Below are 14109 nucleotides of genomic sequence, written 5' to 3' on the forward strand. Positions count from 1 at the left end.
ATCACACCGCTCGAAGCCGTCCACGGCGACGCCGTCCCGGTCTCGAAGCCCGGGTTGCCGAGCAGCTGCGCCGGGGTGCAGGAACCGCCGCCACCACCGGTGACCGTCCAGGCGAAGCTGGCCGTACCGGACTTGCCGGCCGAGTCCTTCACCGTGACCGTCACATTGGAGCTGCCCGCGGCGGAGGCGGTGCCGGAGATCAGGCCGGTCGAGGAGTTGATCGACAGGCCGGCGGGCAGGCCGGTCGCACTGTAGGACAGCGGGGCGGTGCCGCCGGAGGCGTTGATCTGCAGGTTGACCGAGCCGCCCACCGCGGTGGACTGGTCACCGGGGTTGCCCACCGAGACGGCGGCGCCGGCCGGCTTGGTGAGCAGGCAGCCGGGCACGGTGAGGTCGACGGTCCGGGCGGAGTTGACGCAGGTGGTGAACCAGTAGGTCTCCTCGCCGTAACTCTGGCCCTTGAAGGCCTTGGTGGAGCCGTCGGCGGCGACCTCACAGGGGTTGTTGAGGGTGCACATCTCCCCGTCGTCGTTGCCGGTGTTGTTGATGCCGACGATCCGCCCGCTCGCGGAGTCGATGATCGGCGAACCGGAGGTGCCGTGGGTGGTGTTGCAGCCGGAGCTGTAGCGCAGCGAGTCGTGCCAACTCCACTGGTCCTCGCGCAGGGTGGGCACGAACCCGTTGACGGAGCAGTTCCACACCTGCTTCCAGTACGAGGACGGTATGTACATCGACGAGCCGTCGACCGGGTGGGCGTCGTTGATGGTGAGGGCGGTGGCGCCGTACTTGGAGGTGATCGAGGCGAAGGTGTCGGTGAGTTCGTAGAGGGCGACGTCGGTGCCGGTCATCGTCGCGTAGATCACCTTGTCGCCCTGGACGGTGCCGAGGCTGTTGCCCGCGCCGTCCAGCAGGGTGCCGCTGCGGCTGGCGCTGACGTTCTGGATGACCTGGCCGTAGGGGGGCATGGACGGCAGGCAGTGCCCGTTGGTGAGCATCATGGCCCGGTCGCCGGAGGCCGAGGTGGGGAACCGGACGAGCGAGGCGGAGCAGTCGTCCAGGGCGATGGTCGACGTCAGGTCGGCGGCCTGGACGGCGTGGGCGGGGGCGGCGGCGAGGACCAGCCCTCCGGCGACGACGGCGCTCGCACCGGCCATCGCGACAAGTCTCTTGAACATGGCTCTCCTTGTGGGGGATCGCGGGCCGCCCGGCTGGTCGCCGAGGCCCACGCCCGCACGAAAGTGCCATGGTCACTTCAAGCGGTCAACAGTTCCCGCACAACTCGCCACCCCAGGGGCCGGGTTGTGCCATCGTTTGGCAACAACCCGTCCTGGTATGCCCGTTACGGGACGAACCCATGAACGCTACGGCTGAGCGAGGGGATCGGACTTCATCCACTGGACGTCGCGCCGATCCTTGCCGTCCGGCGAGATCACGGTGAGGGTCCAGATCGTGCCGCCCCGGTCCGGCGTGAAGTCGTGCGTGCCGGTGAACCTGGCGAACGCGCAGCCCTGGGTGAACTGCTTCGCGCCGGAGTCCCAGTCCACGCCGGTGGTGTAGTAGAAGTCGTACACGCCGTCCGCGATGCCCTCGATGGTGGCCTGCTGCCCCTTGGCCACGTACACCGAGGCCACCGCGGTGCCATTGGCGGCGAGCGTGAAGACCGCGTCCGTCTGCCCGGTGTTGTCGACCTTCACCACGCCCTTGCCGCCCTTGCCGCCCTCCTGGACCACGGTGCCGTTGTCCAGGCTGCGCGCCTGCGTCTGCGGCTTGGGCAGCTCCGGCACGGCGAAGGCGGTCCGGTAGCCGGCCGCCGCCAGCTTGGCGAGGGCCGCCGAGACCCCGGCCACCCCTTGGGCGGCGCCGAACTGCGCCAGTCCGCCACCGGCGGAGCACACCTTGTGCTCCGAGATGTCCTTCCGGACGGGCTCGGTGTCGGTGGCGAGCGTGGCCAGGGCGGTGGCCAGGTCGGCCCGCGCCGCCGTGGCGCCGGAGGGCGCGGTGGTGGCGTTCACGTTCCGCACGGCCCGGTTGGTGTCGGACGCCAGGTGGGTGAGCGCGGTGTCGAGGTCGAGGGCGCTCTTGGCCGAGGCCGCCTTGCCGAAGTCGGCTCCGACCGGCGCCAGGGCCTGGTCGAGCGCCGTCCCGAACGGCGTCGCCGCGGCGGACGGCGAGGCGCTCGACACAGCCGCGCCGCCGCCCCCGCCCGAGCACGCCGCCAGCAGCAGCGCCGCACCAACGGCCAGACCGGATCTGCCCACGGACCCCGAGAACTTCACAACCCCACCTCAACGCTGCCGGGCGCGCACTCCGCGCGCACACGGGGCGCCATGGTGCCGATCACGAACCGCCCTGGTCAAGCGGTTTCGGACGGCCGCCGGAAGGGGCCGTCCGGCCGGACGCTACAGCTGCGGGAAGGAGTTCGGGTCCACGTCGTTGGTCTCGGCGTTGCCGTCGACCACCGGCTGGAGGGTGATCGACCAGGACGTCGAGGTGCGGCCGGTCTCGTACGGGAAGGTGTCCTCGAACTTGGTGAACGCGCAGCTCCGGGTGAAGGACTTGGCCGCGGAGTCCCAGTCCGCCCCTTGGGAGACGTAGACGTCGTACGTCCCGTCCTCCACGCCCTGGACGGCGGCCTTCTGTCCCTTGGCCACGAACATCGAGTGCACCGCCTTGCCGCCCAGCACGAGCGAGACGACCGCGTCCGCCTTGCTGCCGTTGTCGACCTTGAACTCGCCGTAGCCGTGCAGCTTCCCCTTGCTGATCATCGTGCCGTTGTCCAGCGAGCGGGACTGCTGCTTGGGCAGCTGGGGGACGGTGAGGTTCGCCGCGTAGCCGGCCGCCGTCAGTTTCGCCAGGACCGCCGGTACGGACTTCAAGCCCTCGCCCGCGCCCAGCTGGGCCTCGGCCGAGTCCAGTGCGCAGACGTTCCGGGACTTGATGCCGAGACGGACATCCGTCGCGTCGGACTGGAGCACGCTCAGCGCGTTCGCCAGGTCGTGCCGGTCCCCGGTGACCGCAGCGGGGGCGTCCGCCACGTTCAGCGCCCTGGAGGCGTCGTGCGCGGCGGTGCTGAGGGCGCTCATCACGGCCTCGAGGTCGCTCAGGTTCTTGGCCCCGGGGATCCGGGCGAGCGCGTTGTCGACCGGCTCGATGTTCTTGCTGAGCACCGGGCCGAACGCCACCGCGCTCGTCGTGGCCCCGGGCCCGGGCCTGCCCGCCGTCGTTCCGCCCGAGCACGCCGCGAGCAGCAGCGCCGAACCGATGGCCAGACCGGCCTTGCCGATGGACTTCATGACCCCACCCCATGTCACCCGGCACGCGCACCGCGCGCACACCCCGCGACATGGTCCCGAGTACGAACCACCCCGGTCAATCCGTTTCCGGCGACCACCTGCGGGGGCCGTCCCGCCCCGCCCGGCGGGGTCGACGCCGGGGTCAACTACGATCGGGCACGTGCTCAGCCTCACCGGACTCCCCCTCCAGGTCATCACGTCGGTCATCGCGATCGTCGTCTTCGCCGCCACCATGTGGTTCTGGCCCAAGTTCGGCGGCAAGGGCTGGAAGTCCTGGCTGGGCCGGATCGGCGCCTTCCTGGCCACCCAGCTGTCGGTGCTGGCCGCGATGGGCCTGATCGCCAACAGCTACTTCGGCTTCTACAGCTCCTGGACCGACCTGCTCGGCACCAGCGGCGGCCTCGGCACGGTGGTCGACCACCAGCCGAACGCCTCCGGGGTGTCCGTCACCGGCGAGCAGAAGTTCTACTCGTCCCAGGGTTCGGAGCCGGACCGCTCCGGGATGATCCAGAAGGTCGACGTCAAAGGGGCCGGCACCGGCCTGAGCACCGAGGCGTACGTCTACCTGCCGCCGCAGTACTTCCAGCCGGGCTTCGCCAAGCAGCGCTTCCCGATGGCCGTGGTGCTGACCGGCTACCCGGGCACCCCGGAGAAGCTGATCTCGCTGATGCAGTACCCGGCGTCCACCCTCGACGCCATCGAGCAGAAGAAGCTGCCGCCGACCATCCTGGTGATGACCCGCCCGACCCTCGTCGACAACCGGGACACCGAGTGCGTCGACGTGCCGAACGGCCCCCAGGTCGAGACCTTCTTCACCAGCGACCTGCCCAAGGCCCTCGCCACCACCTACCGGATCGGCACCGACCCCTCCAACCGGGCCGTGATCGGCAACTCCACCGGCGGCTACTGCGCGCTCAAGTTCGCCCTGCGCAAGCCCGACTCCTACCCGGCCGCGGTCGCGCTCTCCGGCTACTACAGCGCCGCCCACGACCCGACCACCGGCGACCTGTTCGGCGGCAACGACAAGCTCAAGCAGGAGAACGACCTGCTGTGGCGGCTCAAGAACCAGCCGGCCGCCCCGGTCTCGCTGCTGCTGACCACCGCGAACGACGAGAACAACTACGACGACACCAAGGCCATGGTCGCCGCCTTCAAGGCGCCCACCAAGATGTCCACGATCACCCTGGACACCGCCGGCCACAACTTCCACACCTGGACCCGGGAGATCCCCCCGGCCCTGGAGTGGCTGGGCAAGCACATCACCATGCCTGCCGCCGCCTGAGCGGCCCGACGGGACCAGCGGCCCGACCGCCCGAGCCCGACCGGACGAGAGCCCCCTGACTCCGCCTCCGGACGGGTGAAACCGGGCAGATCACACCCGCCTCACAGCCGTATCTCACGGTTCTCTCAGCCACGCCACGCACGGTATGGCGCATGACCACGAGCAGCTACTCCCCTCCGGCCGGCGATCCGTGGCCCGAGGCCGCGAACTACCCGCCACCGGAGGCGCCGCGGCCGGACCCGGCGCCGCTCTTCCCCGAGCAGCCCCTGCCGACGACCGGCCCCAAGGGCCCGGCCTCCTGGTCCGGACGGCTGCGCACCCTCCCGGCCCGCGCCTGGCGCGGGCGCGCGGACGACCCGCGCTGGGTGCGCCCGGCCCTGCTGGCGCTGATGGCCGCGACGGTCGTGCTCTACCTGTGGGGCCTGGGCGCCTCCGGCTGGGCCAACGCCTTCTACTCGGCGGCCGTGCAGGCCGGAAGCCAGAGCTGGAAGGCCTTCTTCTTCGGCTCCTCCGACGCCGGCAACTTCATCACCGTCGACAAGCCCCCGGCGTCCCTGTGGCCGATGGCGCTGTCGGTGCGGCTGTTCGGCCTCTCCTCCTGGTCGATCCTGGCCCCGCAGGCGCTGATGGGCGCCGCCACCGTGGGCGCGCTGTACGCGACGGTGCGCCGCCGCTTCTCCCCGCTCGGCGGCCTGCTGGCGGGCGCCGCGCTGGCGCTCACCCCGGTCGCGGCGCTGATGTTCCGCTTCAACAACCCGGACGCGCTGCTGGTGCTGCTGCTGACCCTGGCCGCGTACGGGATGGTGCGGGCGGTCGAGACGGCGAGCACCCGCTGGCTGCTGTTCACCGGCGCGATGTTCGGCTTCGCCTTCCTCACCAAGACGCTGGCGGCCTTCCTGATCCTGCCCGCGTTCGCGGTGATCTACCTGGTCGTGGCGCCCACCGGCTTCTGGCGGCGGCTGCGGCAGACCCTGCTCGCGGGCGTGGCCGTGGTGGTCGCCGGCGGCTGGTGGGTGGCGGTCGTGGAGCTGCTGCCGGCCTCGGCCCGCCCGTACGTCGGCGGCTCGCAGGACAACGACTTCCTGTCGCTGACCTTCGGCTACAACGGCCTCGGCCGGGTCGACGGCAACGAGCGCGGCAGCGTGGGCGGCGGCGGCCGGATGCCCGCCGGGCTCGACCTGCCGGGCGGCGCCGGGCACAGCCGGGGCTGGGGCCAGACCGGCATCACCCGGCTGTTCGGCAGCGACATCGGCGGGCAGATCGCCTGGCTGCTGCCGGCGGCGCTGATCCTGCTGGTGGTCGGCCTGTGGGCGACCCGCCGCTACGCCCGTCCGGACACGGCCCGCGCGGCCTTCCTGGTCTGGGGCGGCTGGCTGGTCTCCACCGCGCTGATCTTCAGCTTCATGTCCGGGATCTTCCACCAGTACTACACGGTGGCGCTGGCCCCGGCCGTCGCGGCGCTGTTCGGCATGGGCGTGGACGGCCTGTGGCGGGCCCGGCACCGGCTGCCGTACGCACTGCTGCTGGCCGGCGTGCTCGCGGTGACGGCCGGGTGGGCGTTCGTCCTGCTCGGGCGCAGCTCCGACTTCCTGCCCTGGCTGCGCTGGGCGGTGCTGGTCGGCGGACTGGCGGCCGCGGGGGCGCTGGTCGCCGGGCAGGTGGCGGGCCGGGTCTCCGGACGGACGGGCGCGCGGATCGCCTCGGTGGCGGGCCTGGTGGGCCTGGCGGCGGCGCTCGGCGGTCCGGCCGCGTACGCGGTGGACACCGTGGGCACCGCGCACAACGGCTCGATCATCACGGCCGGTCCGTCCGTGAAGGGCGCGGGCTTCGGGCCGGGCTCCTTCGGCAAGGGCGGCAAGGGCGGCCGGGGCTTCCCGGGCGGCTTCGGCGGCGGCCAGGGCGGCCAGGGTCAGGGCGGCCAGGCCGGCCAAGGTGGTCAGGGCGGTCCGGGTGGTCAGGGCGGCTTCGGCGGGCGGGGTGGCCAGGGCGGCCACGGCTTCCCGGGCGGTCAGAACGGCCAGGGCGGTCAGGGCGGCTTCAACGGCGGCTCCGGCCGGGGCGCCGACGGCACCGCCCCCGGCGGCCGCCACGAGCGCGGCGCGGGCGGGTCCACCGGCTCCGGCGGCGCCTCCGGTACGCCCGGCTTCCCCGGGTTCCCCGGCGGCGGCCAGGACCCCGAGGGCGCGGGCGGCCCCGGCAACTTCGGCGGCGGCATGGGCGGCGGCATGGGCGGCGGCATGGGCGGCCTGCTCGGCGGCACCAAGGTGAGCGACGAGGCGAAGTCCCTGCTCTCGCAGGACTCCGGCCAGTACACCTGGGCGGCCGCCACCACCGGTTCGCAGAACGCCGCGAGCTACCAACTCGCCACCGGCAAGCCGGTGATGGCGCTCGGCGGCTTCAACGGCACGGACCCCTCGCTCAGCCTGGCGGGCTTCCAGAAGTACGTCCAGGAGGGCAAGGTGCACTGGTTCATCGGCGGCGGCTCGCACCGCGGCTTCGGCGGCGCCGGCGGGGCGGGCGGCGAGGGCGCCGAGGGCGACCAGCAGACCGAGTCGGCGCAGATCGAGGCCTGGGTGACCAGCCACTTCACCGCCAAGACGGTCGGTGGCACCACCTTCTACGACCTGACGGCCCCGAAGGCCTGATCCGGTCGGTCCGACCCGGGCTCCGGGAACCCTGACCCGGAGCCCGAACTCCCCAGGGGGCGTGCCGCGTTCGCGCGGTACGCCCCCTTTCGCGTGCCCCTTTCGCCTGCCCCTCTCACGGGTCCCTTTCACGGACCCGTCCCACGGGCCCCCCGGGCCCGGCCCGACGCCCCGTCAGTCGGAGCCGCAACGCGCCCCGGCGGCCGGCAGCACCCCGTCCACCAGGTAGGCCTCGGCGGCGTCGCGCGCGCAGGAGCTGTGGTACCAGGACATGTGCCCGTCGCCGTCGCGGGTGAGCAGCACGCCGTGCTGCAACCCGGCCGCCATCCGCTGCGCCCACACGTAGGGGGTGATCGGGTCCTCCGTCCCGCCGATCACCAGGACCGGGGCGCTGCCGGGCGCCGTCACGGTGTGCGGCCGCTCGGTGGACCGGTACGGCCAGGGGCGGCAGTCGGGTTCGAGCAGGGTGATCCGGGTGTCGTGGCGGCTGGTGAGCGGGGCCCGGGCGGCGAGGTCGGCGAGGGCGGTGCGCAGGTCGGCGTCGCTGGGGGCGAGCGGGGCGTCGGCGCAGTGGATGGCCGCGAAGGCGTCCGCGGAGTTCTCGTAGTGGCCGTCGTCGTCGCGGCCGGCGTTGCCGTCGGAGAACCGGAGCAGTTCGTCGCCCTCGCCGCGGGTGAGCGCGGGGTCGAGGGCGGAGCGCAGCCGGGACCAGCTGCCGTGGCCGTCGGCGAGGGTGTCGATGACGACGCCCCAGCCGAGGGAGGCGGTGACGGTGCGGCCGTCGTGGGTGGGCAGCGGGTGGTCCTTGAGGCCGTCGAGGAAGTCGGCGAGCCGCCCGGGGGCGGCGGCCGGGTCGGTGCCGAGCGGGCAGTCGGCGCCCTCGGCGGTGCAGGCGGTGGCGAAGGCGCGGAAGCCGGCCTCGGTGGCGGCGGCCTGTTCGACGTCGAGGTGCATCAGGTCGGTGCTGCGTTCGACGGCGCCGTCGAGGACGAGCCGACCGGTGCGGTCGGGGAACTCCTCGGCGTAGAGGACGCCGAGGTAGGTGCCGTAGGAGAGGCCGAGGAAGTCGAGCTTGCGCTCGCCGAGGGCGCTGCGCAGCACGTCCATGTCGCGGGCGCTGTTGCGGGTGCCGAGGAACGGCAGGATGTCGGCGTACTTGGCCCGGCAGGCGTCGGCGAGGACCCGGCCTCGGTCGTAGGCCGGGTCGTCGGTGCGCATCGACTGCTCGCGGGTGCGGTCGTCCAGGCAGTCGATCGGCAGGGTGGCGCCGGAGCCGCGCGGGTCGAAGCCGACCACGTCGAAGCGGTCGCGCATCGGGCCCTGGCCGTCCTTCCAGCCCCGGGCCATGTTGGCACCGGAGTTGCCGGGCCCGCCGGGGTTGACCAGCAGGGCGCCGATCCGGTGGGCGGGGTCGGCGGCGGGCACCCGGGCGACGGCGACGTCGATGCTGCGGCCGCCGGGGTCGGCGTAGTCCAGCGGGGCCTTGAGGGTGGCGCACTGGACGGCGGTTGCGGCCGCCTCCGCGCCGTCGGCGCCCGCGTCGCCGCCCGCGCCGTCGCAGGGTGCCCAGGCGAGCCGCTGGTCGTAGTACGCCTGCAGGGCCGGGGAGGCGCTGGTGGGCGCCCGCTCGGCGAGCGGCGGGCGGCTGGTCGGCGCGGCCGCGGGGCGTGCGCCGCCGGGGCCGGAGCAGCCGGCGGCCAGGGCGAGGAGCAGGGCGGCGAGGGCGGGCAGGGCGCGTCGCCGCAGGCGGGGGGTCATCGGGGGCACCGCCCACGAATACCATCCGGGGCACCGCCGGGGCATCTCGCCCGCTGCCCCCGGCCGCCTCCTTGGCACTTCCTTAGCGCCGCCGCGCCGCCGCGCCGCTGCGCCGCCACGAGGCCTCGCCGCCTCGCGGTACGACCGGCGAAGGAGGATCGTTTCCTCACCCGCCGCACTGCTGGAGCATCGCCTTCTTGTCCGCCTCGGTGACCGGCAGCTGGTACTTGAGCGAGACCTGGGCGAAGCGCACCGCGTACGAGCAGCGGATCTCGGTGCTGGCGGGCAGCCAGTCGGCCGGGCCGGAGTCGCCCTTGGAGGCGTTCTGCGAGCCGTCGGCGGGGATCAGGTTGAGCGGGTCGTTGGCGATCCGGACCCGCTTGGCCTTGTCCCACGTGGCGGCGCCCATCTGCCAGTCGTAGGACAGCGGCATCACGTGGTCGATCTGGATCTTCGACGCCTGCTGCTTGGTCCACTCGACGGTCCGGCCGGTGTACGGGTCGTGGATGGTCATCGCGGTGACCACGCAGTCCGAGCCGTCCTTGCGCTCGACACCGCTGCCGTCGCGGGCCAACAGGTCGTTGCGGGTGTCGCACTTGTTGCCGCCGTACGGGACGCCCTCGACGCTGTCCGTCCAGGCGGGGCCGAACTCGTTGCGGTCGTAGCCGTCCTTGGGACCGGTACGGGCGGTGGCCACCTTGGCGATCAGCTCCCGGCCCGCCTTCTGCTCCTCCGGGGTGGTCAGCGGCGCCAGGCCGGGCTTGGTGCCGTCCGGGTTCTGCAGCGGGCTGGTGCCGGTGCCGACGGCGGACGGTCCGGACCCGCCCGGCGACTTCCCGCCGCGGCCCTCGACCAGCCAGCCGACCAGGGCGAGCAGGCATATCAGGAACACGGTGGCGGCGGACAGCCAGGTACGGCGGGCGGGCACGGAGAACTCCCGGGATCAGGGGCGGGTTGACGGCGAACCAGCAGACCAGCCACCCCAAGAGAAGGTCAAGCCGACGCCACGGGGAGCCCAGGAGCATGTCGAAGCTCACACTCCGTCGACTCCGGCCGCCCGGGCCCCATCCGCGTCCCCGTCCCCGTCCCCGCCCGCATCCCCGCCCACATCCCCGTCCGCGCCCGGGAGTTCAGCCCCCGATCGCCGACATCGGCCGGTCCGGCCGGACGAACCCGGCGCTGCCGATGGCGTGTCCGGGCCCCTTGCCCGTCACCGAGGCCCGCCAGGCCTCCTCGATCCGCCCGTCGTCCGCGCCCCCGCGCAGCAGCGCGCGCAGGTCCGACTCCTCGGTCGCGAACAGGCAGTTGCGCAACTGCCCGTCGGCCGTCAGCCGGACCCGGTCGCAGCCCCCGCAGAACGGCCGGGTGACGGAGGCGATCACCCCGATCACCGTGTCCGTCCCGGCGACCCGCCACTCCTCCGCCGGGGCGTTGCCGCTGCGCCCGACCGGCACCAGGTCGAAGCGCTCGCCGAGCCGGGCCAGCACCTCCTCGGCCGTCACCATCGCGGCGCGGTCCCAACTCCCCTGCGCGTCCAGGGGCATGGACTCGATGAAGCGCATCCGGTAGCCGTGCTCGACGGCGAAGGCCGCCAACTCCGGTATCTCGTCGTCGTTCACGCCGCGCACCGGCACGGCGTTGACCTTCACCGGGTCCAGCCCGGCCGCCTTGGCCGCCGCCAGGCCCGCGAACACGTCGGCGATCCGGTCCCGCCGGGTGAGCTCCGCGAACCGGTCCGCGCGCAGCGTGTCCAGGCTGACGTTCACCCGCCCCAGCCCGGCCTCCCGCAGCGCGACCGCGGTCCGGGCCAGACCGATCCCGTTGGTGGTCAGCGACAGCTCCACGCCCAGCGCGGCCAGCCGCCCGACCAGGCCCGGCAGCCCCCGCCGCAGCAGCGGCTCCCCGCCGGTCAGCCGCACCGAGCGCACCCCCAGGCGCTGCGCCGCGATCCGCACCAGCCGCACCACCTCGTCGTCCCCGAGCGTGTCCGCCCGGGGCAGCCAGTCCAGCCCCTCGGCCGGCATGCAGTACGTGCAGCGCAGGTTGCAGCGATCGGTCAGGGAGACCCGCAGATCGGTGTGGACCCGTCCGAAGCGGTCCACCAGCGGGCGCGGTGCGGTGTTCATCGCCCCAGTACAGGGGCAAGCGGGCCGCGGGACCAGCGGCCGAACCGCCGGGGACCGCCCGCGACCTGCGCCTTCGCCTTGTGGATTCGTACAAGCGCCGAACGGCTGCGCGACCGGGCCCCGACCGGGCAGGCTGGGCGCATGCAGACCACACCGCCCGCCGTCCCGGCCCTCGTCCTCGCCGCAGGGGGCGGACGCCGGCTCGGCGGGCGGCCCAAGGCGCTGATCCGGTACGCGGGCCGGCCGCTGGTGGAGCACGCGGTGGCCACCGTCCGGGCCGGCGGCTGCCCCGACGTCACCGTGGTGCTGGGCGCGGACCGCGAGCGGGTGCGCTCCACCGCGCACCTGCCGGGCTGCCGGCTGGTCGCCAACCCGGACTGGGCCGAGGGCATGGGCTCCTCACTGCGGGCCGGACTGGCCGCACTGCCGCCGCGGGCCCCGGCGGTGCTGGTGATGCTGGTGGACACCCCCGGCGTCACCCCGGCCGCGGTCGCCCGGCTGCTGGCCGCGCACCGGGCCGGCGCCGACCTGGCCGCCGCGGCGTACGGCGGACGGCGCGGACACCCGGTGCTGATCGGCGCGCGGCACTTCGCCGAGGCCGCCGAGGGCGCGTCCGGGGACGCCGGGGCCCGCGCGCTGCTGGCGGCGCACGCCGGGGAACTCGTCCTGGTCGAGTGCGCGGACGTCGCCGTCCCCGACGACCTGGACACCCCCGCCGACCTGGCCCGCTGGTCCGTCGACCGACCGCCCCGCTGACGCCGGCCGCGCATCCTCCCCGCGGAGGGGCCCGGCCTCGCCCGTACCGGCGACCGGCCCCTGATCCGTCCCTGATCCGTCCCTGAGGATTGCCCCATTCCGCGCCCGAAGCCGGACGTTTCGGGGAGCATGGGAACCAACCACCCCGACCCGACACCGACGGACGGAGCCCGCGATGGCAGGACTGCCCGACGACTTCACCGGACACGACCCCGCGCGGTCGGGGCCGGGGGCGGGCGGTGGCGCCCGGGCGATCCGCTGCCCCGCCTGCCGCCGCGAGCACCTGTACGAGCCGCCGTCGCTGCCGTGTCCGTGCGGCGCCTCGCTGAAGGTCCCGCTGCTGCGCGGCGGGGTGCCGGTCCAGGTGCGGTTCCGCTCCTGGGAGGACTCCTGGCTGAGCATGCGCTGCCCGCACTGCGGCCGCTCCGACCAGTGGCCGCAGCCCGAGTTCACCTGCAACTGCGGCGCCACCGTCCGCCTCCCGGTGGACCGCACCACCCGGCTGGGCGGCGGCACCGCCGGCCCGCTCGCCGCCCCCGGCCCGCAGAGCGCCCGCCCCTACCCGGCGCACCCGGTGAACGCCCCGGTGCCCGCCCCGCCCGCGCAGGGCGGCGGCCCCGTCGGACGCCCCAGGCCGTTCCGCCACCGCGCCCCGTTCCGCCCCCACCCGGTGCGCACCTCCCAGGACGCGGTGTTCACCGCCGCCCGCTACCTGGAGTGGCTCGGCTTCGACGACCTGGAGCTGACCGAGGCCCAGGAACGCGACGGGGTCACCCTGCTGGGCGGCCGGATGGTCGCCCAGGTCGACACCTGGACCGAGCCCGCCGACGTGAAGTCGGTCGAGTGCCTCTGGCTGCAGACCCTGCACGCCGAGGAGATGGCCGCCGCCATGTTCACCCTGGCCGGCTACTCCCACCAGGCCACCGTGCGCGGCGAACAACTGCTGGTCGCCCTGTTCAGCCTCGACCTGGCCGGCGTGCCCCAACCCGCCAACGGCGCCGCCGAGGCCCTGATGGAGACCGGCTGGACCTCCTGACCCGACCCGCCCCTGCCCCGCCCCTCCCCCGACACCCCGGCGCCCCAACACCCGGAGCCCGGCGCCGCACACCCGGCGCCCCACTAGATCATCTCCCCGACAAAAGCAACAACCTCCGCTCGTGATCTGGTGCACAAGCTCACCCCCGTGTTGAATTGCCGCCACAGCGCGGGCCTTTCGCCGTGCCGTTCACCCTGCCGCCGCCATGCGAACGGGCCGTGACGGCAGGGCTCCCAGGCAGGTCCGCGCCCTTGCTGGATGGCGCACACAAGGAGGTGGCGTTGTCGGAGCACGGATGGAGCCCGAGCGGCCCGGACGAACGGGGGCGGGCGGCAGCGGAGGAACCGGGCGACACCGTGTGGCGGCTGCGATCCCGGGGGTGCTGGCAGGAGGCCGCCGAACTACTGCGACCCGCCGCCGAACACGACCCGGCCGCGGCCCTCGCACGGGCCGAACTCCTCATCGAGAAATGCCTGTTCACCGCCGCGCACTGGACCCAGGCGGAACAGGCGTTACGGCTGGCCGAGGCCCTGGCGGAGGGCACCGAGCAGCGCGCGGCCGCCGGCTGCGCCCGCGGCTTCCTCGCCTACCTGGCCAGCGTGCTCGGCCCGCGCGACCGCCTCGACGAGGCCCAGGCCGCCCTCGGCCGCACCTCGGCGCTGCTGCCGCCGGACGCGCCGGGCCGGCCCCTGCTGGACTTCCGGCGCGGACTGGTCGCCGAGAACCTGCTGGGCGACCGCAGCGCCGCCTGGATCGCCTACCGCCGGGCGCACGAGGGCGCCGGGGAACGCGGGGACGAACTGCTCCGCTCCTACACCTGGCGGCACCTGGGCGCGCTCGCGCTCTCCCGCGGCGACCGCGGCAACGCCCGGGAGGGCTTCGACGCCTCACTGCGGCTGCGCGAGCAACTCGGCTTCACGGTGGGGGTGGCGCCGGCGCTCGCGGCGCTCGCCGAGGTGTCCGAACCCGCCGAGGCGGTGCGGCTGCGCGCCGAGGCCACCCGCCTGGTGCACGCCCTGGGCGGGGTGCCGGTCTGGCTCGCACGCCAGCTCGGACGCGCGCCGGGGCCTCCCCCGGACGGACGCATCACCAGCGAGACCCGGGGAACTATCAGCTAAGGTGAGCCTAACCTGTCCGGGGTGAGCAGCGCCCCGGACAGGTCGCCTTGCTGTTCCCCGGGCACCGCCACGCCCCGGACCGGCCGGGCCCGGCC

At 74.1% G+C, this 14109-nt stretch carries 11 protein-coding genes; 5 read left to right on the plus strand and 6 right to left on the minus strand.

Annotation, left to right across the window (positions count from 1 at the left end):
* The 3 genes from ACFY2K_RS38630 to ACFY2K_RS38640 all read right to left on the minus strand — a co-directional run.
* On the minus strand, window positions 1-1175 hold a 1175-nt coding region (locus ACFY2K_RS38630), incomplete at its 3' end, for a putative Ig domain-containing protein (RefSeq protein ID WP_380590789.1).
* Window positions 1176-1361: 186 nt separating this feature from the next.
* A complete protein-coding gene (locus ACFY2K_RS38635; RefSeq protein ID WP_380522754.1) occupies window positions 1362-2258 on the minus strand; it encodes a hypothetical protein in 897 nt (298 codons plus the stop codon).
* Between the two features lie 141 nt (window positions 2259-2399).
* Complete coding sequence (locus tag ACFY2K_RS38640; RefSeq protein ID WP_375890201.1) at window positions 2400-3293, minus strand: hypothetical protein; 894 nt, start codon at window positions 3291-3293, stop codon at window positions 2400-2402.
* 160 nt (window positions 3294-3453) lie between these two features.
* On the opposite strand from ACFY2K_RS38640, the gene ACFY2K_RS38645 reads away from it, so the two are divergent.
* Together ACFY2K_RS38645 and ACFY2K_RS38650 are read left to right on the plus strand one after the other, a co-directional pair.
* Entirely contained in the window at window positions 3454-4575 is a 1122-nt protein-coding gene (locus tag ACFY2K_RS38645) for an alpha/beta hydrolase (protein WP_375890200.1), read from the plus strand.
* A 152-nt stretch (window positions 4576-4727) separates the two neighbouring features.
* Window positions 4728-7220: an ArnT family glycosyltransferase gene (locus ACFY2K_RS38650; RefSeq protein ID WP_387717320.1), complete on the plus strand. Its 2493-nt coding sequence runs from the start codon at window positions 4728-4730 to the stop codon at window positions 7218-7220.
* A 174-nt stretch (window positions 7221-7394) separates the two neighbouring features.
* Here the strand turns inward: ACFY2K_RS38650 and ACFY2K_RS38655 are convergent, their stop codons facing one another.
* The 3 genes from ACFY2K_RS38655 to moaA form a co-directional block, all read right to left on the minus strand.
* Entirely contained in the window at window positions 7395-8978 is a 1584-nt protein-coding gene (locus ACFY2K_RS38655) for an alpha/beta hydrolase (RefSeq protein WP_387717322.1), read from the minus strand.
* A 166-nt stretch (window positions 8979-9144) separates the two neighbouring features.
* The gene (locus ACFY2K_RS38660; RefSeq protein WP_380522786.1) at window positions 9145-9861 is read right to left on the minus strand and encodes an HNH endonuclease family protein; all 717 of its coding nucleotides are present in this window, start codon (window positions 9859-9861) and stop codon (window positions 9145-9147) included.
* A gap of 247 nt (window positions 9862-10108) precedes the next feature.
* Complete coding sequence (gene moaA / locus ACFY2K_RS38665; protein ID WP_380522759.1) at window positions 10109-11104, minus strand: GTP 3',8-cyclase MoaA; 996 nt, start codon at window positions 11102-11104, stop codon at window positions 10109-10111.
* A 141-nt stretch (window positions 11105-11245) separates the two neighbouring features.
* Here moaA and ACFY2K_RS38670 point away from each other — a divergent pair, with 141 nt between their 5' ends.
* The 3 genes from ACFY2K_RS38670 to ACFY2K_RS38680 all read left to right on the plus strand — a co-directional run bounded on the left by ACFY2K_RS38670 (window position 11246) and on the right by ACFY2K_RS38680 (window position 14014).
* On the plus strand, window positions 11246-11860 hold the full coding sequence (locus ACFY2K_RS38670; protein ID WP_375890192.1) for an NTP transferase domain-containing protein: 615 nt from the start codon (window positions 11246-11248) through the stop codon (window positions 11858-11860).
* A 175-nt stretch (window positions 11861-12035) separates the two neighbouring features.
* A complete protein-coding gene (locus tag ACFY2K_RS38675) occupies window positions 12036-12896 on the plus strand; it encodes a hypothetical protein (protein WP_380522761.1) in 861 nt (286 codons plus the stop codon).
* 281 nt (window positions 12897-13177) lie between these two features.
* Window positions 13178-14014 (plus strand): hypothetical protein, encoded by an 837-nt coding sequence (locus tag ACFY2K_RS38680; protein WP_375890188.1) that lies wholly within the window; start codon window positions 13178-13180, stop codon window positions 14012-14014.
* The last annotated feature ends 95 nt before the right edge of the window (window positions 14015-14109 follow it).

The organism is Kitasatospora sp. NPDC001309 (assembly GCF_042896295.1).
GTDB lineage: Bacteria > Actinomycetota > Actinomycetes > Streptomycetales > Streptomycetaceae > Kitasatospora.

Coding starts and splice junctions, on each gene's coding strand:
- ACFY2K_RS38655 (WP_387717322.1), bottom strand. CDS start 8,978: ATGACCCCCCGCCTGCGGCGACGCGCCCTGCCCGCCCTCGCCGCCCTG.
- ACFY2K_RS38675 (WP_380522761.1), top strand. CDS start 12,036: ATGGCAGGACTGCCCGACGACTTCACCGGACACGACCCCGCGCGGTCG.
- ACFY2K_RS38650 (WP_387717320.1), top strand. CDS start 4,728: ATGACCACGAGCAGCTACTCCCCTCCGGCCGGCGATCCGTGGCCCGAG.
- ACFY2K_RS38670 (WP_375890192.1), top strand. CDS start 11,246: ATGCAGACCACACCGCCCGCCGTCCCGGCCCTCGTCCTCGCCGCAGGG.
- ACFY2K_RS38640 (WP_375890201.1), bottom strand. CDS start 3,293: ATGAAGTCCATCGGCAAGGCCGGTCTGGCCATCGGTTCGGCGCTGCTG.
- moaA (WP_380522759.1), bottom strand. CDS start 11,104: ATGAACACCGCACCGCGCCCGCTGGTGGACCGCTTCGGACGGGTCCAC.